Origin of the sequence: Microbacterium sp. TPU 3598, assembly GCF_002356155.1 — a bacterium.
Taxonomy (GTDB): domain Bacteria; phylum Actinomycetota; class Actinomycetes; order Actinomycetales; family Microbacteriaceae; genus Microbacterium; species Microbacterium maritypicum_A.
This window is the reverse complement of record NZ_AP017975.1, coordinates 1235681-1257948: the sequence shown is the minus strand read 5'-3', so window position 1 is coordinate 1257948 and position 22268 is coordinate 1235681. Positions and strand designations below refer to the sequence as shown.

Sequence of the window (22268 nt, the reverse complement as noted above, 5' to 3'; positions counted from 1 at the left end):
CGGAAGGGCCTGTTCCGCAGGGGCGGAAAGGAACGTGTTGGCGCGCACCCCTCCACCGTTCCCAGACTGTTCTCAGGAAGGGTGGGCATCGATGAGGATTCTCGTGGTGTGCGGTGCGGGAGCATCGAGCACGTTCGTCGCGCAGCGGCTCCGCCGTGCGGCAGCCGCGGCCGGTCTCGATTGGGACGCGGCGGCCGGCATGGAGAGCTCCGTCGCCGGATCCGACCATGACCTCGTCCTCGTCGGCCCTCATCTGAGCGACCGCCTCGACGCCATCCGCGAAGGTGCGAGCGCGCCCGTCGCGGTGCTTCCGGACGACGTCTTCGCCGATCTCGACGGCTCGCGCACGCTCGACCTCGCCCGATCGATCCTCGCCGCCGCCGGCGAAACCCCGAAAGGAACATCATGACCGCCACCCGCACCGTTCGGATCGGCTCCTCGCACGGATTGCACGCCCGCCCCGCGAAGCTCTTCGCGCAGGCCGCGAAGGATTCCGGCATCGCCGTGACGATCGCCAAGGACTCGGGCAAGCCGGTCAACGCGGCGAGCATCCTCGGGGTCATCGCCCTGGCCGTCGAGCACGGCGACTACGTGACGCTCACGGCCGACGGCGAGGGCGCCGAGAACGTACTCGACACGCTCACCGAACTCCTCACCACCGACCACGATCAGGACTCCGCATGAGCGAGCTCCGGGGAGTGGGGATCGGTCTCGGGGTCGCCCAGGGGCCGATCGTCCGCATGGCCGAGGCGATGCCCGCTCCGGAGAACACACCCAGCACCGCGGGTGCTGATGCGGAACGCGCCCGAGTCCGCGACGCCGTCTCCACCGTTGCGAACGAGCTGAACGAACGGGGCGAGGCCGCCGGCGGATCCGCGCAGGAGGTGCTCGAGGCCCAGGCCATGATCGCCGAGGACCCGACCCTCCAGGACGAGGTCGACAGCCGGATCGACGCGGGCGCGACGGCCGAATGGGCTGTGCACGATGCTTTCGCCGGATTCCGCGCCACGCTCGAAGCCGTCGGCGGCTACCTCGGCGAGCGCGCAGCCGACCTCGACGACATCGCGCAGCGCGTGCTCGCACGCCTCCGCGGCGTCGACGCCCCCGGCGTTCCGAACCCGGGACACCCGTTCGTCCTGGTCGCACGCGACCTCGCCCCCGCCGACACGGCGCTCCTCGATCTGGACCAGGTGCTCGCGCTGATCACCACCGATGGCGGCCCGACCTCCCACACCGCGATCCTCGCTCGGGAGAAGGGCATCGTCGCGATCGTCGGAGTCGCCGACGGCGAGATGCTCACCACCGGCGAGACCGTGATCGTCGACGCGGCCAGCGGCGTCGTCACACGCGAACCGACGGATGACGAGAAGGCCCGAGCCACGGAGCGCGCAGCCGCTCGCCAGTCGGCTGACGCGGCCCCACCCACTCCCGGCGCCCTCGCCGACGGCACGCCTGTCGCGCTGCTCGCGAATCTGGGGAAGCCTGCAGACGCGGCCGATGCGGTCGTTCGGGGGGCCGAGGGCGTCGGGCTGTTCCGCACCGAGTTCCTGTTCCTGTCCTCGGCGCAGGCACCCACCATCGCGCAGCAGCGCGAGTCGTATCGCGAACTGCTGGCGGCGTTCCCCGGCAAGAAGGTCGTGGTCCGGATGCTGGACGCGGGCGCCGACAAGCCGCTGGCGTTCCTCAACGACGCGCACGAGGAGAACCCGGCTCTCGGTCTTCGGGGCCTGCGAGCGCTGCGCGCGAGCGAGGACATCCTGCGCGAGCAGCTCACCGCGCTTGCGGAAGCCGATGCCCAGACGGAGGCGGACCTCTGGGTGATGGCCCCCATGGTGGCGACGGTCGAGGAGACGATCTACTTCACCGGCCTCGCTCGGGAATACGGGCTGAAGACCGCCGGCGTCATGGTCGAGATCCCGGCGAGCGCCCTGCTCGCCGACCGCGTGCTCGCCCATGCGGACTTCGCGTCGATCGGTACCAACGACCTCACGCAGTACACGATGGCTGCCGACCGCATGCTCGGCTCGGTCGCCGGCTTCCAGGACCCCTGGCACCCCGCCGTCCTGCGCCTGGTGCGCGAGGTCGGCGATGCGGGCGCACGTCTCGGCAAGCCCGTCGGGATCTGCGGCGAGGCCGCGGCCGACCCTCTCCTCGCCGTGGTGCTGGTCGGGCTCGGCGCGACCAGCCTCTCGATGGCACCGTCGGCCCTCGCCGACGTACGACACGCGCTGTCCGAGCGCACCCCGTCCGAGGCGCGGAGCCTCGCCCAGGCCGCCCTGGCTGCCGACGATGCCTCCTCCGCCCGAACCGCCGTGGCGACGCTCGCCGCGGAACTCCCCCTCCACAAGAAAGAGACGACATCATGACGACGACGTCACCTGCCGCCACGAAACCCGGCGGCCTCCGCGTAGGAGTGCAACGCTTCGGCACATTCCTCTCGGGCATGATCATGCCCAACATCGCGGCCTTCATCGCCTGGGGCTTCATCACGATGCTCTTCATCCCGGCCGGGTTCTTCGGCGCGGACAGCCCGTTCGGCTGGCACTGGGTCGGCGTGTCCGAGATCATCGGCGGGGGCGGCGACTCCGCCATCATCGGGTGGCAGGGTGCCATGACCGCGGTCGCCGAGGGTGACAACGGGAACATCCTCGCCTACGTCGGCCTCGTCGGACCGATGGTCACGTACCTGCTTCCACTGCTCATCGCGAACACGGCCGGCCGCATGGTCTACGGCGAGCGCGGCGGCGTGGTGGCCACCATCGCCACCGTCGGCGTGATCGTCGGCACCAACATCCCGATGTTCCTGGGCGCCATGATCATGGGCCCGGTCGCCGCGTGGATCACCAAGCAGATGGACCGGCTGTGGGAGGGCAAGATCCGTCCCGGTTTCGAGATGCTGGTGAACAACTTCTCCGCCGGCATCCTCGGCATGCTCCTCGCGATCGTCGGCTTCTTCGCGTTCGGTCCCGTCATGCTCGGCATCAGCACCGTCCTCGGCGGCGCTGTCGACTGGCTCGTCTCGCTGAACCTGCTGCCGCTGGTGTCGATCATCGTCGAGCCGGCGAAGGTGCTGTTCCTGAACAACGCCATCAACCACGGCGTCTTCACCCCGCTCGGGATCGAGCAGGCGGCGGAGACCGGCAAGTCGATCCTCTTCCTCATCGAGGCCAACCCTGGCCCCGGCCTCGGCCTGCTGCTCGCCTTCACGTTCTTCGGCGTCGGCGCGGCGAAGGCCTCCGCACCGGGTGCGGCGATCATCCAGTTCTTCGGCGGCATCCACGAGATCTACTTCCCGTACGCGCTGAGCAAGCCGACCACGATCCTGGCCCTCATCGCGGGTGGCGCGGCCGGCGTCACCACGAACATGGTCCTCGGCGGCGGCCTGGCATTCCCGGCCGCACCGGGAAGCATCATCGCCGTGACCGCGGCTGCCATCGGACCGGGCGTCGGCAACCTGCTGGTCGTGTACCTGTCGGTGATCATCGCCGCCACCGTCACCTTCCTCATCACCGGCGTGATCCTGCGGGCCTCCCGCAAGCGCGATCTGGAGGCCGAGGGTGACGCCTTCGGTGACGCGATCGCCCAGACCGAGGCGAACAAGGGCAAGTCGTCGGCCGCGATGGACGCGCTGCGCACGTCGACCGCGACCTCGTCCCCCGAGGCGGCTGCCGCCGCGAGCACGACAGTGATCGCCGCCGCGCCGATCGAGCGCATCGTGTTCGCCTGCGACGCCGGCATGGGCTCGTCCGCCATGGGCGCCAGCGTGCTGCGCAACAAGCTCAAAAAGGCCGGCATCGAGGACATCACGGTCACCAACCAGGCGATCGCGAACCTCGACGGAACAGCCGACGTGGTGATCACGCAGCAGCAGCTCACCGAGCGCGCAGAGGCGAAGTCGCCGAACTCGGTCCATGTGTCGGTCGACAACTTCATGAACTCGCCCAAGTACGAAGAGGTCGTCGAGATGGTGCGTGAACAGCGAAAGGAAAACGAATGAGTGTTCTCAGCCCCGAACAGGTCCGCATCCACCCCGGAGGGGCGTCGCGCGACGAGGCCCTCCAGGAGGCGACCGACATCCTGGTCGCGGCCGGAGCCGTCACCCCGGCCTACGTCGACGCGATGCGGCAGCGCGAGGAGACCGTCTCGACCTTCATGGGGAACGGGCTGGCGATTCCGCATGGCACCAACGACGCGAAGGACACGATCCTCGCATCGGCCCTGTCGGTGGTCCGCTACGACGGCGGTGTCGACTGGTCCGGTGACCCGGCCACGTTCGTGATCGGCATCGCCGGCGTGGGTGACGAGCATCTGGAGATCCTCTCCCGGATCGCGATCCTGTTCTCCGAGGAGGACGACGTGGCCCGGCTCTCCGCTGCGCAGACCCCGGAGGAGCTCTACGCCCTCCTCTCGGAGGTGAACGAGGGATGAAGGCGGTCCACTTCGGGGCGGGCAACATCGGGCGCGGATTCGTCGGTCTGCTGCTGCGCGAGGGCGGGTACGAGGTCGTCTTCTCGGACGTCGCCGACGCGCTGGTCGACGCGATCAACGCGGTCGACTCGTACACCGTGCACGAGGCCGGCCCCGGAGGGACCGATCACGTCGTCACCGGATTCCGTGCCGTGAACAGCCGGACGGACCCCGCCGCAGTGGCGGAAGAGGTCGCGTCGGCCGACGTCGTCACCACCGCCGTCGGACCGACGGTGCTGCGGTTCGTGGCCCCGTCGATCGTCGCGGGACTGGCCCTGCGCTCTCCCGCCGCCGCACCGCTGCAGGTGATGGCATGCGAGAACGCGATCGGCGCCACCGACCTGCTGCGCCGCGAGATCGTCGCCGCAGCAGGAGCCGATGCCGAGACGCTGCTGACCAGAGCGGTCTTCGCGAACACCGCCGTGGATCGCATCGTGCCGGCGCAGCCGGAGGGATCGGGCGTCGACGTGACGGTCGAGCCCTACTTCGAATGGGCGATCGAGTCGGGACCGTTCGGCGGAGAGCTGCCGAGAATCCCCGGCGCGCACTTCGTCGACGACCTGGCGCCGTACATCGAGCGCAAGCTGTTCACCGTGAACACGGGGCATGCGGCGACGGCATACTTCGGGGCCCGTGCGGGCATCGAGCGCATCTCGGATGCCCTGGCCGATCCGACGATCGCCGCGAGCGTCTCGGCTGCCCTCGAAGAGACGTCGGCCGTGCTGGTCGCCGAGCACGGCTTGGACCCGGAGGATCTCGCCGCCTATCGCGCGAAGATCCTCGACCGGTTCCGCAACCCCGCACTCGTCGACACCGTGCAGCGGGTCGGACGTCAGCCGCTGCGCAAGATCTCGCGTCACGAGCGGTTCGTGGGCCCCGCAGCCATGGCCGCGGAGCGCGGACTGTCCACCGAGGCCCTGGTCGCCGCCGTCTCGGCAGCGCTCGAGTTCGACGACCCGGCCGACGAGCAGTCGGTCGAGCTGCAGCAGCTGCTGCGCGCGGAGGAGGCCGCAGGGTTCACCACGCGGACGACGGGCCTCGACCCCGAGCATCCGCTGTTCCCGCTGATCCGGGATGCCGTCACCGCCCGCCAGCAGCACATCGAGAGGGCCTGAGCCGCGACCCGTCGACGCCCTCGCCTGCCGATACGATCGGTGGGCGGGGGCGTTTCGCGCACGACGAGGTGCGAGAACACACAGGTATCCGGGAGCCACATGAACAGATATGCCGTGATCGGCGCTGGTCCGTCCGGCCTCGCCGCAGCGCGCGCCCTGCAGAAGCGCGGGATCTCCGTGGACGGATACGAGGCCTCGCACGGCGTCGGCGGGCTGTGGGACATCAGCAATCCCCGCAGCACGATGTACGAGTCCGCGCATCTCATCTCCTCCCGCACGACGACCGAGTTCACCGAGTTCCCCATGCGGTCCCGGGTCGACTACCCCGGACACCGGGCACTCAAGGACTACTTCGACGACTATGCCCGGCACTTCGGGCTCACCGACCTCTTCCTCTTCGACACGCGGGTCGCGCGTCTCGAGCCGCGCGACGGCGGCTGGGATCTGACCAGTTCCGGCCCCAGGGGAGACGAGACGCACTGGTACGCGGGCGTCGTTCTCGCGAACGGGACGCTCGCCGAGCCGAACATCCCGGCATTCCCTGGTGAGTTCACCGGCGAACTGCTGCATACGCACGCGTACAAGTCGCCCGAGCAGCTCAAGGACCGGCGCGTGCTGCTGATCGGCGCGGGCAACTCCGGCTGCGATATCGCGGTCGACGCCGTGCATCATGCGGTATCCGTCGACATGAGCGTCCGCCGCGGGTACTACTTCGTTCCGCGGTATCTGTTCGGCAGGCCGAGCGACACTCTCAACCAGGGGCGACCGCTCCCCGCGCGCATCAAGCAGGCCATCGACAGTCGTGTGCTGCGGGCCTTCACCGGCGACCCCGTGCGGTTCGGGTTCCCGAAGCCCGACTACCGCATCTACGAGTCGCACCCGATCGTGAACACCATGGTCCTGAACCACCTCGGGCAGGGCGATCTGCGCATCCGTCCCGACGTCTCGCGCTTCGACGGCGCGAGCGTGCACTTCCGTGACGGCAGCGCCGACGACTACGACCTCGTGCTGCTCGCCACCGGCTACACCCTCGACTATCCGTTCGTCGACCGCGAGCACCTGCACTGGCGCGGTGCCGCGCCGCGGCTGTTCCTGAACGTCTTCCCCGCCTCGTTCAACGGCCTCTACGTGATGGGCATGATCGAGGCCTCGGGCATCGGCTGGCAGGGCCGCTACGAGCAGGCGGAGCTGCTCGCGGCCTACCTGAACGCGGTCGAGCAGGATCCGGAGCGCGCGTCGCGATTCCGCGATCGTGTGACCGGAAGCCCCTGGCCCGATGTGACCGGCGGCTACCGCTACCTGGGCCTGGATCGGATGGCCTACTACGTCAACAAGGACGCCTACCGCGGTGCCGTCCGGAACGAGAAGCGCATTCTGGAGTCACGGGCGTAGCACCCCTCGGTGACGAGCGACCGTCGACCGGGCGGAGTAGCGTTGTCTCGTGCAGAAGAAGCCCCGCCGGATCCTGAAGCGCGTGCTGTGGAGCGTCGCGATCGTGCTGGTCGTCGCCGTCGGCGGCGTACTCGCCTGGACCCAGATCGGCGTCATGGCCGCGGAGCCGGAGCCGCTCGCCTCCGTGCGGGAGAACCCGGCCATCACCGTGACCGATGCCGACCAGGGCATCGTGCTCGCCCCCGCCGACGGGAGATCGGACCTCGGCCTCGTCTTCATCCCCGGGGCCAAGGTGGATCCGTGGGCGTATGCCGCGATCCTGCAGGGGCTGGCCGAAGAGGGGGTCACGGTCGTGATCACACGCCCGTGGCTGAACCTGGCGTTCTTCGACCCGCGCGGACTCGACGCCTTCACCTCGGCGGCCCCCGACGTCGATGTCTGGGGCGTCGGCGGGCACTCCCTGGGCGGCGTGCGTGCATGCCAGCTCGCGGACGACGCCGATGCGCTCGTCCTGTTCGCCTCCTACTGCGCGAACGATCTCTCCGGCAGTGGGCTTCCCGTCCTCAGCCTGTCCGGCAGCGAAGACGGGCTGTCCACCCCCGAGAAGATCGCCGATGCGCGCGATCAGCTGCCCGCCGATGCCGACATGGTCGAGATCGAAGGGGCGTCGCACGCGTCCTTCGGCGACTACGGACCGCAGGACGGCGACGGCACTCCGACGATCTCCCGCGACGAGATGCACGCGGAGGTCACGCGTCTGACCGACGAGTTCCTCGCACCGCTCTCGCCCTGAGCGTCACCTCCCCACGGCCCCGAGGACCGGGTCGAGCAGCGGATGGAGGTGCCGGGTGCGCAGGACCGCCGCCGCCGAACGCGCCCCCGCCTCGAGCGCAGTGGTGACGCCCGCCCCGTCGAGCCGCGCGTCGAGCACGCCCGCGAGGAACGCATCACCCGCGCCGTTCGTGTCGACGACCTCGACGGGCACCGCAGGAACCCGATGCACCACGCCGTGCTCGTCGACCGCCACGGCCCCCTCCGCTCCCAGGGTGCACACGGCCAGGCGCGCTCCCGCCGCGATGCGGGACTGCAGGAACACGACCGGGTCGTCCAGCCGGTCGGCGTTGCAGAACACCGCATCAGCGGCGTCGAGGAACGGCCGGTGGTAGTGCGCCCTGCCGTCGTAGTCGTGCACATCCACCCAGATCGGCGTGCCGGTCGATCGGGCGAGAGGCAGCAGGCGCAGGGGTTCCGCGGCGAGGTCGAGCACGACCGCATCGGCAGCGACCATCCGGTCGCGCATCCGGTCGTCGCGCGTGCCCTCGGCCGTGCTCGGGGTCGACAGGTACAGCGAGACGCGACCGCCTTCACGCGTCATCAGGTTCAGATGCCGTTCGGTGACCCCGTCGTCCCAGGAGGTCTGCACGCCGGCGGCGCGCAGTGCGTCGCGCACGCGCCCGCCCTCCGCATCCGTCCCGGAGATGGCATGCAGCCGTGTGGTCCGGCCCAGCGCGGTCAGGCTGAGCGCCTTGCCCGCGCTGGTCCCTCCGACCGTCTCCCACGTGTCCTCGGCGAACTGCATGTGCGGCACCGGCTCAGGAAGCCGATCCAGCACGATGATCGTGTTCCACGATGCAGGCCCGACGATGACGACGGAGGCGGATTCCGCTGCGGACTCTGAGGAGGAGGGCATGGGACCATCCTGCCGTGCCTCGTCTCGACCGTCTCTCAGCCGATGCGCGAGACCAGCGCGTCCAGCCCCATGCCGTAGTCGATGCGCACGACGGGAAGGGCGAGCTTGTCCGTGCCGATCGTCACATATCCGGGTTCGATGGTGCGACCCATCTCGTAGCCGGCCTGCGCAACACCCTGCTTGGTGGTGTCGTTGTAGTGCCCGTACGGATACGCCACGACCTGACCCACACCGAGGATCTGAGCCGACGTCGTCAGGTCTGCCGCGATCTGATCGGCCGTCCAGTTGACCATCCGCCCCTTGCCGTTGTCGCCCGCCTGGTGCATGTCATGCGTGTGCGAGCGGCGCTGCACGTAGATGGACGGCGCCGGGTCCTGCCGAGCGGCCGTGATCATGAACGACGTGCTGAGCAGCTTGTACTTGTCCACGACCGGCACCGCGAGATCGAACCACGACTGGTCGGTGTCGTCATCGGTGATGATCACGCTCTTGGCGGGCAGCGAGAGACGACCGTCGATGAAGGCGCTGAGCTCGTCCCACGTCGGCAGATAGAAGCCCGTCGTCGCGATGTGGTTCATCTGTGCATCGAAGTCACCGATGTAGGCGTAGTTGCCGCGCAGCCAGCCCTTCTCCCCCTCGGGGTTCGCCGTGAACTGGTGATACATGAGGATGGGCACTCGCACGTTCTCCGCGGCGTTCTGCTCCGGCGTCTTCCAGGCGGCGAAGAGCTCGACCTGCTGGTCCGTGCACACCACGGGGTCGGCGCCGTTCACGCGGGCCGCGACCGTCAACGCTCCGGCGTCCGCCGCCGTCGCGTACCAGCCGGCGAACACCCGACCCTCCAGCTGCGGGATCGGAAGGCCCTGGTACAGGGCGTCCTGGAACTGCAGCATCGGGTCGGCAGGAGCCCCGTCGCCCGAGAAGGTCACCGCACAGGCGCGCGGATCGTTCGCATCCGCCACGATCTGCTCCGCCGGCGTCAGCGGATGCTCGATCGTGGCGGACTGCGCCTTCGGAATCGTGTTCTCCTGCGCACGGTTCAGCCAGACGAAGGCGGCAGCGCCACCTCCGACGACGACGGCGGTCACGACGGCGCTGACGATGATCGCGGCGCGCGTGCGGCGCTTCTTCCCCCCGGAAGCCATGGTCAGGCGTCGAAGCCTTCGGCGATCATCTCCACGAGCTCCTCGCGCTCCTCGACGGGGAGGAACGCCGCGGCGGCGGCGTTGAACTGGAAGGTCTCGAGGTCGTCGAGGTCGTACTCGAACGCCTCGACGAGCAGGGCGAGCTCACGCGTGAGAGACGTGGCGCTCATGGTGCGGTTGTCGACGTTCACGGTCACCGCGAACCCGAGCTGGTAGAGCAGGTCGAAGGGGTGGTCCACCATGGTGTTGCCCCACGCGGCGATGGCCCCGGTCTGCAGGTTCGACGAAGGCGAGAGCTCGAGCGGGATCTCGCGGTCGCGGACCCAGCGCGCGAGGTCGCCGAACTGCACCTGCACCTCGTCGCCCTCCTGGGTGATGACCTCGAGGTCTTCGGCGATGCGCACACCGTGGCCGAGCCGCAGCGCGCGTCCGTCCAGCAGAGCCGAGCGGATGGAGGCGGGACCCGCCGCCTCTCCCGCGTGCACGGTGACGGGGAAGAAGTTCTCGGCGAGGTAGTCGAACGCCTTGCGGTGGTTCGACGGCGGGAAGCCATCCTCAGGACCGGCGATGTCGAAGCCCACGGCACCGCGTCCGCGGAAGTCGACCGCGAGTTCGGCGATCTCGAGGGCGCGATCGGTGTGCCGCATCGCCGTGATCAGCTGCCCGACGCGGATGCTGCGTCCCGAGCGGTCCGCGGCGTCCTCACCCTCTTCGATGCCCTGCTGCACCGCCTCCACCGTCTGTTCGAGCGTGAGGCCGCGAGCCAGGTGCTGCTCGGGCGCCCAGCGCACCTCGCCGTAGATCACGCCGTCGGCGGCGAGGTCTTGGACGAACTCCCGTGCGACACGGGTGAGGCCCTCCTGCGTCTGCATCACGGCGGTCGTGAGGTCGAACGTCTTGAGGTACTCGACCAGCGAACCGGAATCGCTCTGCTTCGCGAACCACGATCCCAGCGCCTTCGGGTCGGACTCCGGAATCTCCAGGCCGATCGCGTCCGCGAGCTCGATGATCGTGGCGGGCCGCAGCGCGCCGTCGAGGTGGTCGTGCAGCGACACCTTGGGAAGGCTCCGCAGGGAGACCCCCTGAAGTGTGACGTCGCCGTTCGCATCGATCGACATGGTGATCCTCTCGGTCGCGGATGTGCTCAGTTCAGGCTAGCGGTCCGCCGTCACGCCGTGATGCGCTCACGGACGATGGGGCCGGTCACCGGCGCCTCATCCCCGATCTCCCACGAACCATCGAGGGCGTCGAGAGCCCTGCCGAACCGGGCATCGTCGGCGGCTGAGAGGGTGAAGAGCGGCTGGCCGGCGACGACGCGATCGCCCGGCTTCGCATGCAGATCGATGCCTGCCTCGAAGACCACCGGGTCCTGCGCCCTGGCGCGCCCCGCGCCGAGACGCCAGGCAGCGACCCCGAACGGGAGGGCATCCATGCGCGTGATGATTCCGTCGGTGGGGGCGAGCACCTGGTGGGTCTCGCGCGCCGTCGGGAGCGCGGCATCCGGATCTCCGTCCTGAGCGCGGATCATCGCCTTCCAGGTGTCCATGGCGCGGCCGTCGTCGAGAGCGGCCTCCACGTCGGCGTCCGGCTGTCCTGCGAGGGCGAGCATCTCGCGTGCCAGGGCGATCGTGAGCTCGCGCACATCGGAGGGTCCGCCACCGGCGAGGATCTCGACGGATTCACGGACCTCGTTCGCGTTGCCGATCGCAAGGCCGAGCGGGACGTTCATGTCGGTCAGCAGGGCCGTCGTCGCGACCCCGGAGTCGGTGCCGAGAGCGACCATGGTGCGGGCGAGCTCGCGGGCGCGATCGATGTCCTGCATGAACGCACCGGAGCCGAACTTCACATCGAGCACGAGAGCGTCCGTGCCCTCGGCGATCTTCTTCGACATGATGCTCGACGCGATCAGCGGGATCGCCTCGACGGTGCCGGTGACGTCGCGGAGCGCATACAGCTTCTTGTCCGCGGGTGCGAGGCCGGAGCCGGCGGCGCAGATGACCGCACCCACGTCTCCCTGCATCTGCGCGAACATCTCCTCGTTGCTCAGAGCAGCGCGCCATCCGGGGATCGACTCGAGCTTGTCGAGCGTGCCGCCCGTGTGACCGAGCCCGCGACCGCTCAGCTGCGGCACGGCCACGCCGAACGAGGCGACCAGCGGGGCGAGCGGCAGCGTGATCTTGTCGCCGACGCCACCGGTGGAGTGCTTGTCGACCGTGCGCTTGCCGAGGGAGGCGAAGCTCATCCGCTCCCCCGACGCGATCATCGCGTCGGTCAGCACGCGGATCTCGTCGCGCTCCATGCCGCGCTGGAAGATCGCCATCGCGAACGACGCCATCTGCGCGTCCGAGACATAGCCGCGGGTGTAGGCATCGACCATCCACCGCAGCTCCGCCTCGGGCACGGCACCCCCGTCGCGCTTGGCGCGGATCACATCGATCGCGTCGAACGGTTCGATGGCTCCCTGAGCCTGTCCAGCGGTCATCGTGCTTCCTCCAGGTCGCGCGGCCCGAACGCATCGGGCAGCACCTCGTCGATCGTGCGGATGCCGGAGACGGTCTCCAGGAGCATCCCGGGCATCGCATGCTCGAACAGCAGCTGGCGACAGCGTCCGCACGGCATGATCGTCTGCCCCTCGTTGTTGACGCACACGAACGCGACGAGCTGGCCGCCGCCGGACATGTGCAGGTCACCGACCAGGGCGCACTCCGCGCACAGCGTCACACCGTACGACGCGTTCTCCACGTTGCAGCCGGCCACGATGCGGCCGTCGCCGACGAGGGCGGCCGCACCCACGCGGTAGCGCGAGTACGGCGCGTACGCCTTCGTCATGGCATCCGTGGCGACCTGGCGCAGTTCATCCCAGTCGATGTCGGTCATTGCGATGTTTCTCTCTTCCGGCAGGGCTACGACTTGATGTAGGGCTTGCCGTCTGCGGCAGGGGCCTTGATCTGCCCGGCGAATCCGGCGACCGCGAGCAGCGTCACGACATACGGCAGCATCAGCATGAACTCGCCCGGGATGGGCGTCTTCAGGATCGACAGCAGGTTCTGCAGGTTGGTCGCGAAACCGAACAGCAGCGCCGCGAGGGTCGCACGGATGGGATCCCATCGGCCGAAGATCACAGCGGCGAGGGCGATGAAGCCGAGCCCGGCCGTCATGTCCTTGCCGAACTGCGGCACCGAGACGAGGGTGAAGTACGCGCCTCCCATGCCGGCGATCGCGCCGGCGAGCAGCACGTTCCAGAACCGGGTCGGGTTCACCTTGATACCCACGGTGTCGGCCGCCTGCGGGTGCTCCCCGACGGCACGCAGCCGCAGACCCCACCGGGTGCGGTAGAGGCCCCAGGCCACCACGGCGACCGTGATGAACATCAGGTACCCGATGAAGGTCTGGTTGAACAGCACCGGCCCGATGATCGGGATGTCGCTGAGCACCGGGATCTCGACGCGCGGGAATCGCACGGGCGTGTTCAGGGTCGCCTCGTTCGGAGCGAGGAGTGCGCCGTAGAGGAAGCCGGTGAGACCGGTGACGAGCACGTTGAGGACGACACCGACGATGACCTGCTCGACCAGATACTTGATCGCGAACGCGGCGAGGACACTCGCCACCAGGACGCCGCCGATCATCGCCCCGACCAGGCCGACGAACGGGTTCCCGGTGATGCTCGACAGGAGCGCTGCCGAGAAGGCACCGAGAAGCAGCTGCCCCTCGATCGCGACGTTCACGACGCCGGCACGCTCGCCGATGACACCGCCCAGAGCGCCGAACACCAGGGGCACCGAGAGCGAGACCGCGCCGAACAGCAGGCTCGTGACCGGCACGAGTCCGCCGGCGGAGGCCCAGACGAGGAACGCGAAGACGGCCAGCACGCTGAAGGCGATCACGAGCCACAGGGACGGCGGACGGTAGGTCCATGCCCGCAGGAACGCCCCCACCGTGAGCACCACGAGGATGCCGAACACGACCCAGAAGGTCGAGGCCGTCGGCAGCGCCACATCCGGCAGCGCGAGCGCCGAGGACTGGTCGGAAAGGCGGAACGTGCTGATGCCGTCGCGCGGCACGAGCAGGAACAGCAGGGCCAGGAGCACGGTCGCTCCGGCCAGCACGATCGGCGCCTTGAGGTGCCGCTCCTTCACGGTCGCGAGCTGCACCGTGCCGTCGGCGGCCTGGGTCTGCACGAGGGACATCATGCCGCCACCGCCTTCTTCGCGGCCTTGGCTCTGAGCCGTGCCGCCTTCTCGATATCGGTCTTGGGGAGGAAGAACACCGTGCGCAGCAGCGGCGGCGCGGCGATGAACAGCACGACGAGCGACTGCACGACGAGCACGATGTCGACCGGGATGTCCTGCGCCTGCATCGAGAACGACCCCGCCTTGAGCGCGCCGAACAGGATGCCGGCAGCGAACGTGCCCCAGGCGCGACTGCGCCCGAGGAGGGCGACGGTGATGGCGTCGAAGCCGATACCGGCATCGATCGTCTCGGTGACACCCGTGGTCACCGCTCCCTGGATCTGATTCATGCCCGCGAGGCCCGCGAGGCCGCCCGCGAAGAGCATGGCGTACACGTAGATGCGCTGCACGCTGATGCCCGCGGCCCGCGCGGCGTGCGGGTTCTCGCCCACGGCGCGCATCCGCATGCCGAGCGACGAGCGCTCGATGAGCCACCAGACGAACAGGGTCGCCACGATCACGATCACGAAGCCGAGGTCGAGAAGGGGGAACTGCGGTCCGAGCAGCGTCGGGAACTGCGCGCTCTCCGGCGTCGCCGATCCGAGGGCCTGGTTGGTGCCCGGCTTCTGCAGCAGACCCGGGGTGCGGATCATCCAGAGCAGCAGGTAGTACGCGATGTAGTTGAGCATGATCGTGAGGATCACCTCATGCGCACCGGTGCGCGCCTTGATGAGTCCCGCGATCGCACCCCAGAGCGCACCGCCCGCGATACCGGCGATGAGCGTGACCGGGATGTGCAGCCAGATCGGGAGGTCGAGCGAGAACGTCAGCAGCGCGGCGACGGCGACGCCGATCAGCATCTGACCGCGGGCACCGATGTTGAACAGCCCGACGCGGAACGCCAGCGCGACGCCGAGGCCGGCCGCGATGAGCGGTGCCGCGAAGCCGAGCGTGTTGGTGAGGGGTCGGATCTGCGCCGCGAAGTCCGCGCCACGGGCGTTGAAGATCGCCCCGCGGAACAGCGCCTCGTATCCGTTGTAGACGGCGTTCCAGGCGGCGACGAACGTGTCACCGGGCTGCGCGAAGAAGTAGACGGATGCCGCCTGGACGTCTTCGTTCGTCAGCGCGATGAGGATGCCGCCGACGATGAGCGCCAGCACGATCGCGAGGATCGTGGTCACGGCGCTGCCGCGGAGGATCTCCTTGAGGATGACGTTGCCGCGCGGGGGCGGCGGCACGTCGGAAGGGTCGCGCGGGACCGTGCCGGTGCTCGTGGCGAGCTCCTGCGGCGGGATCCCCTTGGTCACATCTCCTGCGCCGGGCGTCGCTCCGCTCACGCGGCCACCTCCCCTTCGGCCGCTCCGGCCATCATGAGTCCGAGCGTCTCCCGAGGCGTGTCGCCGGGGACGATGCCGACGATCGTGCCGCGGTACATGACCGCGATCCGATCGGCGAGAGCTGCGACCTCGTCGAGCTCCGTGGAGACCACGATCACGGGCACACCCGCGTCACGCGTCTCGATGATCCGCTTGTGGATGAACTCGATCGAGCCGACGTCCACGCCGCGGGTGGGCTGCGCCGCGACGAGAAGGCGCAGATCGCGGCTCATCTCCCTGGCGATGACGACCTTCTGCTGGTTTCCGCCGGACAGCGTGCCGGCGGGGGTCTCGGGACCCTGCGTGCGGATGTCGTACTCCTTGATGCGCGCACGGGCGAACTCGTCGAGTGCTCCACGCCGCAGCGTGCCGGCGCGGCTGAACGCCGGGTCGTCCGAACGGTCGAGGATCAGGTTCTCGGCGACGGAGAACCCGGCCACCAGGCCGTCTTCCGTCCGGTCTTCCGGCACGAAGCCGACGCCGGCGTCGAGGATCGCCCGCACGCTCTTGCCGACGAGTTCGTTGCCGTCGAGTCGGATGCTGCCTTCGACACGGGCGGCGAGACCGACGATGGCCTCCACCAGCTCGGTCTGACCGTTGCCCTGGACGCCCGCGATCGCGAGCACCTCCCCCGGCCGGACGGCGAAATCGACCCCGTCGACGACGATGGCGCCGGTGGGCGTCAGAACGCGCAGACCCGTGACCTCGAAGCCGCCCTCGCCCAGGCGCGGCGGCTCCTTGTGCACGGTGAGCTCGACCGCGCGGCCGACCATGAGCGATGCCAGCTCGGAGTTCGTCGCTGTGGGCGAAGCCTCACCCACGACCCTGCCGAGGCGCACGATCGTGATCTTGTCCGCGACCTCGCGGACCTCACGGAGCTTGTGCGTGATGAACACGATCGCCGTGCCCTCGTCACGCAGTTGACGCATGATGCCCATCAGCTCGTCCGTCTCCTGCGGAGTGAGCACCGCGGTGGGCTCGTCGAACACGAGCACCTTCGCATCACGCGACAGCGCCTTGATGATCTCGACGCGCTGCTGCACGCCGACGGGAAGATCTCCGACCAGCGCGTCGGGGTCGATGTCGAAGCCGAAGCGGGCCGCGACCGATCGCACGTGCTCTCGCGCCTTCGCGATGTCGAGCGTGCCGAGGGCCTTGGTCTGCTCATGTCCGAGCATGACGTTCTCGGCCACGGTGAACACCGGGACGAGCATGAAGTGCTGGTGGACCATGCCGATCCCCGCAGCCATCGCGTCACCGGGACCGCGGAAGCGCTGCACCTCGTCGTCGAGGAGGATCTCGCCCTCGTCGGCCTGATACAGGCCGTAGAGGACATTCATGAGGGTGGACTTGCCTGCGCCGTTCTCACCGAGCAGCGCGTGGATCTCACCCGGTTCGACCACCAGATCGATGTGGTCGTTGGCAACGAGGGTGCCGAATCGCTTGGTGATGCCGCGAAGTTCGAGCTTCATATCTGCACCTTATCCAGAAGAGTCATCCAGAAGAGCCATCCAGACGAGTCTTCCAGGGGGATCATCGTGCGTCCACGACACGGGGCGAGTGGCATCCTGCTCACCACTCGCCCCGTGCGGGAACTGCGACGGATTTACTTGGAGGTCGGGGAGTTCGGGGACTCCACCTTGATGTCGCCCGAGATGATCTGCTCCTGCAGAGTCTTGAGCTCGTCGGTCAGACCTTCCGGGAGCTTCGACTCGAAGTCGCCGAAGCCGGAGAGCTTGACGCCCTCGTTCTCGAGCGTGCCCACGTACGGGGCCGGGTCGAACTCGCCCTGGGCCGCGGCCATGGTCGCGTCCTTCACGGCGACGTCGATCGCCTTCATGATCGAGACGAGCGTGATGCCGGCGACACTCGGGTCGGCGACGGCGAGGTCGCTGTCGACACCGAGCATCAGGGTGTCCTTGCCGCTGTCGGCGATCGCCGCAGCCGCACTCTGGTAGACGGGGCCGCCGACCGGGAGGATGACGTCGACGCCCTGGTCGAGCACACCCTGTGCGGTCTGCTTGGCGGTGTCGTTCGCGTCGAAGCCGCCCGTGAACGAGCCCTTCTGCGTGGCCTCGTCCCAGCCGAAGACCTCGACCGCAGCGGACTTGTCCTCGTTGTACTTCTCGACACCGAGCTGGTAGCCGTCCATGAACACGGCGACCGACGGAATCTGCATTCCGCCGAAGGTGCCGACCTTGTTCACGCCGCTCTGCGCGGACCAGGACGCGGCAGCGTAGCCACCGAGGTACGCGGCCTGAGCCGTGTCGAAGACCAGGGGCTTGATGTTGGGAGCATCGACGTTGCCGTCGAAGTCGTTGTCGGCCCAGTCGTCGATGATCGCGTAGTCGATGTCGGGGTTCGCGAGAGCCGACTCGACCGTGGCGGCCGACAGCTTGAAGCCGACCGAGACGATGAGCGAGCAGCCCTCCGAGACCGCGGTCTCGAGGTTCGGCGCGTAGTCGTTGTCATTGGCCGACTCGAACTCGAGCGGCTTGATGTCCAGCTCCTTGGCGGCGCTGTCCATGCCCTCCTTGGCGGACTGGTTGAACGACTTGTCGTTCCATCCGCCGGCGTCGGAGACGAGGCAGGGAAGGAAGTCGGAGGCAACCGGCTCGCCGGAGCCGGCGGGCTTGTCTGTCGGAGCCTGGCCGCAACCGGCGAGTGCGAAGACGACGCCAGCGGCGACGGTGACGCCGAGCAGCTTCTTGGTGGTGGAGATGGTCAACTGATGCCTCCCTCAACGAAACCGCGGCCATCGCGGATCGATCAAAGTTACCTACTGTTTCGGCTTTTGTGCACGCCCGTGCCGCACGTGCTGGCCAATGGTTACCAAGCTGAAATCAAGACAGCCGATGAGCGTCCCCGCCTGCTCATCGGAGCAGACGTCAGAGCACGTCCCCGCGACCGGTGAGCTTGAGCGACTCGACGACGCTCTTCACCCGCTGCGCATTCTGCACCGTCGTGACCAGCAGCGCGTCGGGGGTGTCGACCACGACGATGTCCTGCACCCCCACCAGGCTGATGACGCGGGACGTCTGACTGACGAGGATCCCACTCGCACCATCCGTGAGCACCCGCGCGTTCGGGCCGAGCACGGCGAGGTCGTTCTTGCGACCGTTGGTGATGAGCTTCGTCAGCGACGCGAAGTCCCCCACGTCGTCCCAGTCGAAGTGACCGGGGACCACGGCGAGGCGTCCCCGTCGGGCGGCGGGCTCGGCGACGGCGTAGTCGATGGCGATCTTCTTCAGTCGCGGCCAGATCCGATCGACCGCGGGGCCACGACGGTCGCGATCGTCCCAGGCCTCGGCGAGTTCGAGCAGTCCCGCGTGCAGCTCAGGCTCGTTCACGGCCAGCTCTTCCAGCAGCACACCGGCCTTGGCGATGAACATGCCCGCGTTCCAGAGGTAGCCGCGGTCGGCGATGTACGCCTTGGCGGTCTCGAGGTCGGGCTTCTCCACGAAGCTCTCCACCAGTGCGGCCTCACGCGCACCGTCGACGACGAGCTCGGGTCCCATCTTGATGTAGCCGAAGCCGATCGCCGGCTCGGTCGGCGTGATGCCGATCGTGCAGATGTAGCCCTCACGCGCCACCTCGACCGCATCGCGCACGGCGAACTCGAACACCCGGGTGCCGCGGATCACGTGGTCCGCGCTGAAGGAGCCGATGATCACGTCGGGATTGCGACGGTGCAGGATGGCCGCGGCGAGCCCGATCGCGGCTGCCGACTCGCGCGGCTCCGACTCCAGGAACACGTTCAGGTCGGGGATCCCCGGCAACTCCGCCTCGACGGCCGCCCGGTGAGCCCGGCCGGTGACCACGGCGATCCGATCCGCACCGGCGAGCGGCACGAGCCGATCCCAGGTGTCGCGCAGCAAGGAGTGTCCGGATCCCGTCAGGTCATGCAGGAACTTCGGTGCATCCGCACGAGAGAGCGGCCACAGCCTGCTGCCGATGCCGCCGGCGGGGATCACTGCGTAAAAGTCCTCGATGGGTGTGCTCACCCTGCCCAGGGTAGCCGCAGCGATCATCTCGACATCGAGACACTTAGGCTCCCCTTCGTCGCTCCCAGTGATCTGACAGGAATAGGATGGTCACCGATCGGGCGTGCCTGACACTTCGACAGGCTCACACTTGGACAAGCGCAGCGCACGCGACCGAGTCACATCGATCCAGGGAGGACGACCGTGTCCACAAGCGCCCGCTTGACACCGTCGATTTCGGAAACCACGTCCAAGACCCCCCGCGGCACCCTCTACCGGGGTCGCGAAGGCATGTGGTCGTGGGTGCTTCACCGCATCACCGGAGTCGCCATCTTCTTCTTCCTGTTGGTGCACGTGCTCGACACGGCGCTGATCAGGGTGTCACCGGAGGCGTACAACGCCGTCATCGGGACATACAAGAACCCGATCATGGCCCTCGGTGAGGTCGTGCTCGTCGCCGGCATCGTGTTCCACGCGATGAACGGCCTGCGCATCATCGCCGTCGACTTCTGGTCGAAGGGCGCCAAGTACCAGCGCCAGCTGTTCTGGGGCGTCCTGCTGGTGTGGGGCATCATCATGGCCGGCTTCGTGCCCCGCCACCTGATGCTCGCGTTCGCCGGATTCGGAGGGGGACACTGATGTCTGCACAGACCATCGCCGCCGCCCCGGCTCGTCGCCGCCGCGGCGTCAATCTCGAGAAGTGGGGCTGGATCTTCATGCGCGTCTCGGGCGTCGTGCTCGTCGTGCTGATCTTCGGTCACCTGTTCGTCAACCTCATGGTCGGCGAAGGCATCCACGCCCTCGATTTCGCGTTCATCGCGGGCAAGTTCGCCACGCCGTTCTGGCAGTGGTGGGATGTGCTGATGCTGTGGCTCGCACTCATCCACGGCGCCAACGGCATGCGCACCATCGTGAACGACTACGTGACGAACAGCACGGCGCGCAAGGCGCTGGTCTGGGCGCTCGGGCTGGCCGCCGGCCTGCTCATCATCCTCGGCACGCTCGTGGTCTTCACGTTCGACCCGTGCCTGGGTGTGACCGAGGACAGCGTCCTCTGGTCCGAATGCGCCGCGATCGTCGGGAACTAGAAGAAGGCATACGAGAAGTGACTACCGAGACGCAGGATTCCGTCGTCCGTGACGGCGTGCACTACCACCAGTTCGACATCGTGATCGTGGGAGCCGGTGGAGCGGGCATGCGTGCCGCCATCGAAGCGGGCCCTGGCGCGAAGACCGCGGTGATCTCCAAGCTGTACCCCACGCGCTCGCACACCGGTGCGGCGCAGGGCGGCATGGCGGCAGCCCTCGCGAACGTCGAAGAGGACTCCTGGGAGTGGCACACCTTCGACACCGTGAAGGGCGGCGACTACCTCGTCGACCAGGACGCCGCCGAGATCCTCGCGAAGGAGGCCATCGACGCGGTCATCGACCTCGAGAACATGGGCCTCCCGTTCAACCGCACGCCCGAGGGAAAGATCGACCAGCGTCGCTTCGGCGGACACACGGCCGAGCACGGCAAGACCCCGGTCCGCCGGGCCTGCTACGCCGCCGACCGCACCGGCCACATGATCCTGCAGACGCTGTTCCAGAACTGCGTCAAGCTCGGCATCAACTTCTTCAACGAGTTCTACGTGCTCGACCTGCTGACGGTGAAGGACGCCGACGGCAAGACCCAGGTCTCCGGCGTCGTCGCATATGACCTGGCCACCGGCGAGCTGCACGTCTTCCAGGCCAAGGCCGTGATCTTCGCGACCGGCGGCTTCGGCAAGATCTTCAAGACCACCTCGAACGCGCACACCCTCACGGGTGACGGCGTCGGCATCGTGTGGCGCAAGGGACTCCCCTCGAGGACCTGGAGTTCTTCCAGTTCCACCCGACCGGGCTCGCCGGTCTCGGCATCCTCCTGACCGAGGGCGCACGAGGCGAAGGCGCGATCCTGCGCAACGCCTCCGGCGAGCGCTTCATGGAGCGCTACGCCCCCACCATCAAGGACCTCGCCCCGCGTGACATCGTCGCGCGCTGCATGGTGCAGGAGGTCCTGGACGGGCGCGGCGCCGGCCCCCACAAGGACTACGTGCTGCTCGACTGCACGCACCTGGGCGCCGAGGTGCTCGAGACCAAGCTCCCCGACATCACCGAGTTCGCCCGCACGTACCTCGGTGTCGACCCGGTCGTCGAGCCCGTGCCCGTGATGCCCACCGCGCACTACGCGATGGGCGGCATCCCGACCAACAACGACGGCGAGGTCCTCGCGGACAACACCACCGTCGTCCCCGGCCTCTACGCCGCGGGCGAGTGCGCATGCGTCTCGGTGCACGGCGCCAACCGCCTCGGCACCAACTCGCTGCTCGACATCAACGTCTTCGGCAAGCGCGCCGGCCGCAACGCCGTCGAGTACGTCAAGACCGCCGAGTTCGTCCCCCTCCCCGAGAACCCCGCCGGGTTCGTGTCGGGCATGCTCGAGGACCTGCGCAACAACCAGGGCACCGAGCGCATCGCCGTCCTGCGCAAGACGCTGCAGGACGAGATGGATAAGGGTGCGCAGGTGTTCCGCACGCACGACTCCCTCCAGCACGTGCTCGGCGTCATCGCCGAGCTGCGTGAGCGCTACAAGAACGTGCACGTCGACGACAAGGGTCAGCGGTTCAACACCGATCTGCTCGAAGCCGTCGAGCTGGGCTTCCTCCTCGACATCGCCGAGGTCGTCGTCTACGCCGCGCAGAACCGCGAGGAGAGCCGCGGCGGCCACATGCGCGACGACTTCCCGAAGCGCAACGACGAGAAGTACATGAAGCACACCATGGCTTACCTGACCGGTGATCCGCACTCCTCCACGCCGAGCGACCACATCAAGCTCGACTGGAAGCCGGTCGTCTTCACGAAGAACGATCAGGGCGAGTTCAACTACCCGCCGATGGAGAGGAAGTACTGA

20 protein-coding genes and 1 pseudogene are annotated in these 22268 nt (G+C 68.3%); 11 read left to right on the top strand and 10 right to left on the bottom strand.

What is annotated here, in order from left to right:
• Positions 1–91 precede the first annotated feature (91 nt).
• The 8 genes from MST3598_RS05890 (at position 92) to MST3598_RS05855 (ending at position 7767) form a co-directional block, all read left to right on the top strand.
• Positions 92–409, top strand: a complete 318-nt coding sequence (locus MST3598_RS05890; protein WP_029260573.1) for a PTS sugar transporter subunit IIB — start codon at positions 92–94, stop codon at positions 407–409.
• Positions 406–684, top strand: coding sequence for an HPr family phosphocarrier protein (locus MST3598_RS05885; RefSeq protein ID WP_021199694.1), 279 nt, complete (start codon positions 406–408; stop codon positions 682–684). Before MST3598_RS05890 ends, MST3598_RS05885 begins: the two co-directional genes overlap by 4 nt.
• Positions 681–2366, top strand: a complete 1686-nt coding sequence (gene ptsP, locus MST3598_RS05880) for a phosphoenolpyruvate--protein phosphotransferase (RefSeq protein ID WP_029260572.1) — start codon at positions 681–683, stop codon at positions 2364–2366. The genes MST3598_RS05885 and ptsP overlap by 4 nt, the downstream gene beginning before the upstream one ends.
• Positions 2363–3997 (top strand): PTS mannitol transporter subunit IICB, encoded by a 1635-nt coding sequence (locus MST3598_RS05875; protein ID WP_029260571.1) that lies wholly within the window; start codon positions 2363–2365, stop codon positions 3995–3997. Before ptsP ends, MST3598_RS05875 begins: the two co-directional genes overlap by 4 nt.
• A complete protein-coding gene (locus MST3598_RS05870) occupies positions 3994–4428 on the top strand; it encodes a PTS sugar transporter subunit IIA (protein WP_021199697.1) in 435 nt (144 codons plus the stop codon). Before MST3598_RS05875 ends, MST3598_RS05870 begins: the two co-directional genes overlap by 4 nt.
• The gene (locus MST3598_RS05865) at positions 4425–5582 is read left to right on the top strand and encodes a mannitol-1-phosphate 5-dehydrogenase (protein ID WP_029260570.1); all 1158 of its coding nucleotides are present in this window, start codon (positions 4425–4427) and stop codon (positions 5580–5582) included. The genes MST3598_RS05870 and MST3598_RS05865 overlap by 4 nt, the downstream gene beginning before the upstream one ends.
• Before the next feature lie 99 nt (positions 5583–5681).
• The gene (locus MST3598_RS05860) at positions 5682–6974 is read left to right on the top strand and encodes a flavin-containing monooxygenase (RefSeq protein WP_029260569.1); all 1293 of its coding nucleotides are present in this window, start codon (positions 5682–5684) and stop codon (positions 6972–6974) included.
• A 49-nt stretch (positions 6975–7023) separates the two neighbouring features.
• Entirely contained in the window at positions 7024–7767 is a 744-nt protein-coding gene (locus tag MST3598_RS05855; RefSeq protein WP_029260568.1) for an alpha/beta hydrolase, read from the top strand.
• Positions 7768–7770: 3 nt separating this feature from the next.
• Here the strand turns inward: MST3598_RS05855 and MST3598_RS05850 are convergent, their stop codons facing one another.
• From MST3598_RS05850 to MST3598_RS05805, 10 genes are all read right to left on the bottom strand, one after another.
• The gene (locus MST3598_RS05850) at positions 7771–8664 is read right to left on the bottom strand and encodes a carbohydrate kinase family protein (RefSeq protein WP_029260567.1); all 894 of its coding nucleotides are present in this window, start codon (positions 8662–8664) and stop codon (positions 7771–7773) included.
• 35 nt (positions 8665–8699) lie between these two features.
• The gene (locus MST3598_RS05845; protein WP_096359482.1) at positions 8700–9809 is read right to left on the bottom strand and encodes a polysaccharide deacetylase family protein; all 1110 of its coding nucleotides are present in this window, start codon (positions 9807–9809) and stop codon (positions 8700–8702) included.
• A gap of 2 nt (positions 9810–9811) precedes the next feature.
• The gene (locus MST3598_RS05840) at positions 9812–10927 is read right to left on the bottom strand and encodes an adenosine deaminase (RefSeq protein ID WP_021199703.1); all 1116 of its coding nucleotides are present in this window, start codon (positions 10925–10927) and stop codon (positions 9812–9814) included.
• A gap of 50 nt (positions 10928–10977) precedes the next feature.
• The gene (locus MST3598_RS05835; protein WP_021199704.1) at positions 10978–12291 is read right to left on the bottom strand and encodes a thymidine phosphorylase; all 1314 of its coding nucleotides are present in this window, start codon (positions 12289–12291) and stop codon (positions 10978–10980) included.
• Complete coding sequence (locus MST3598_RS05830) at positions 12288–12710, bottom strand: cytidine deaminase (RefSeq protein WP_269320236.1); 423 nt, start codon at positions 12708–12710, stop codon at positions 12288–12290. The genes MST3598_RS05835 and MST3598_RS05830 overlap by 4 nt, the downstream gene beginning before the upstream one ends.
• 2 nt (positions 12711–12712) lie before the next feature.
• The gene (locus MST3598_RS05825) at positions 12713–13999 is read right to left on the bottom strand and encodes an ABC transporter permease (RefSeq protein ID WP_021199705.1); all 1287 of its coding nucleotides are present in this window, start codon (positions 13997–13999) and stop codon (positions 12713–12715) included.
• On the bottom strand, positions 13996–15315 hold the full coding sequence (locus tag MST3598_RS05820; RefSeq protein WP_029260564.1) for an ABC transporter permease: 1320 nt from the start codon (positions 15313–15315) through the stop codon (positions 13996–13998). The genes MST3598_RS05825 and MST3598_RS05820 overlap by 4 nt, the downstream gene beginning before the upstream one ends.
• On the bottom strand, positions 15312–16826 hold the full coding sequence (locus tag MST3598_RS05815; protein ID WP_029260563.1) for an ABC transporter ATP-binding protein: 1515 nt from the start codon (positions 16824–16826) through the stop codon (positions 15312–15314). The genes MST3598_RS05820 and MST3598_RS05815 overlap by 4 nt, the downstream gene beginning before the upstream one ends.
• A 134-nt stretch (positions 16827–16960) precedes the next feature.
• The gene (locus MST3598_RS05810) at positions 16961–18082 is read right to left on the bottom strand and encodes a BMP family lipoprotein (protein ID WP_021199708.1); all 1122 of its coding nucleotides are present in this window, start codon (positions 18080–18082) and stop codon (positions 16961–16963) included.
• A gap of 160 nt (positions 18083–18242) precedes the next feature.
• Positions 18243–19358 carry a mannose-1-phosphate guanylyltransferase gene (locus tag MST3598_RS05805; RefSeq protein ID WP_029260562.1) on the bottom strand — a complete coding sequence of 372 codons (1116 nt, stop codon included), beginning with the start codon at positions 19356–19358 and terminating at the stop codon, positions 18243–18245.
• Between the two features lie 183 nt (positions 19359–19541).
• Here MST3598_RS05805 and sdhC point away from each other — a divergent pair, with 183 nt between their 5' ends.
• The 3 genes and pseudogenes from sdhC to sdhA all read left to right on the top strand — a co-directional run bounded on the left by sdhC (position 19542) and on the right by sdhA (position 22268).
• The gene (gene sdhC, locus MST3598_RS05800; protein WP_072591539.1) at positions 19542–19976 is read left to right on the top strand and encodes a succinate dehydrogenase, cytochrome b556 subunit; all 435 of its coding nucleotides are present in this window, start codon (positions 19542–19544) and stop codon (positions 19974–19976) included.
• The gene (locus MST3598_RS05795; RefSeq protein WP_029260561.1) at positions 19976–20425 is read left to right on the top strand and encodes a succinate dehydrogenase hydrophobic membrane anchor subunit; all 450 of its coding nucleotides are present in this window, start codon (positions 19976–19978) and stop codon (positions 20423–20425) included. Before sdhC ends, MST3598_RS05795 begins: the two co-directional genes overlap by 1 nt.
• Before the next feature lie 17 nt (positions 20426–20442).
• A pseudogene (sdhA, locus tag MST3598_RS05790) lies at positions 20443–22268 on the top strand (succinate dehydrogenase flavoprotein subunit).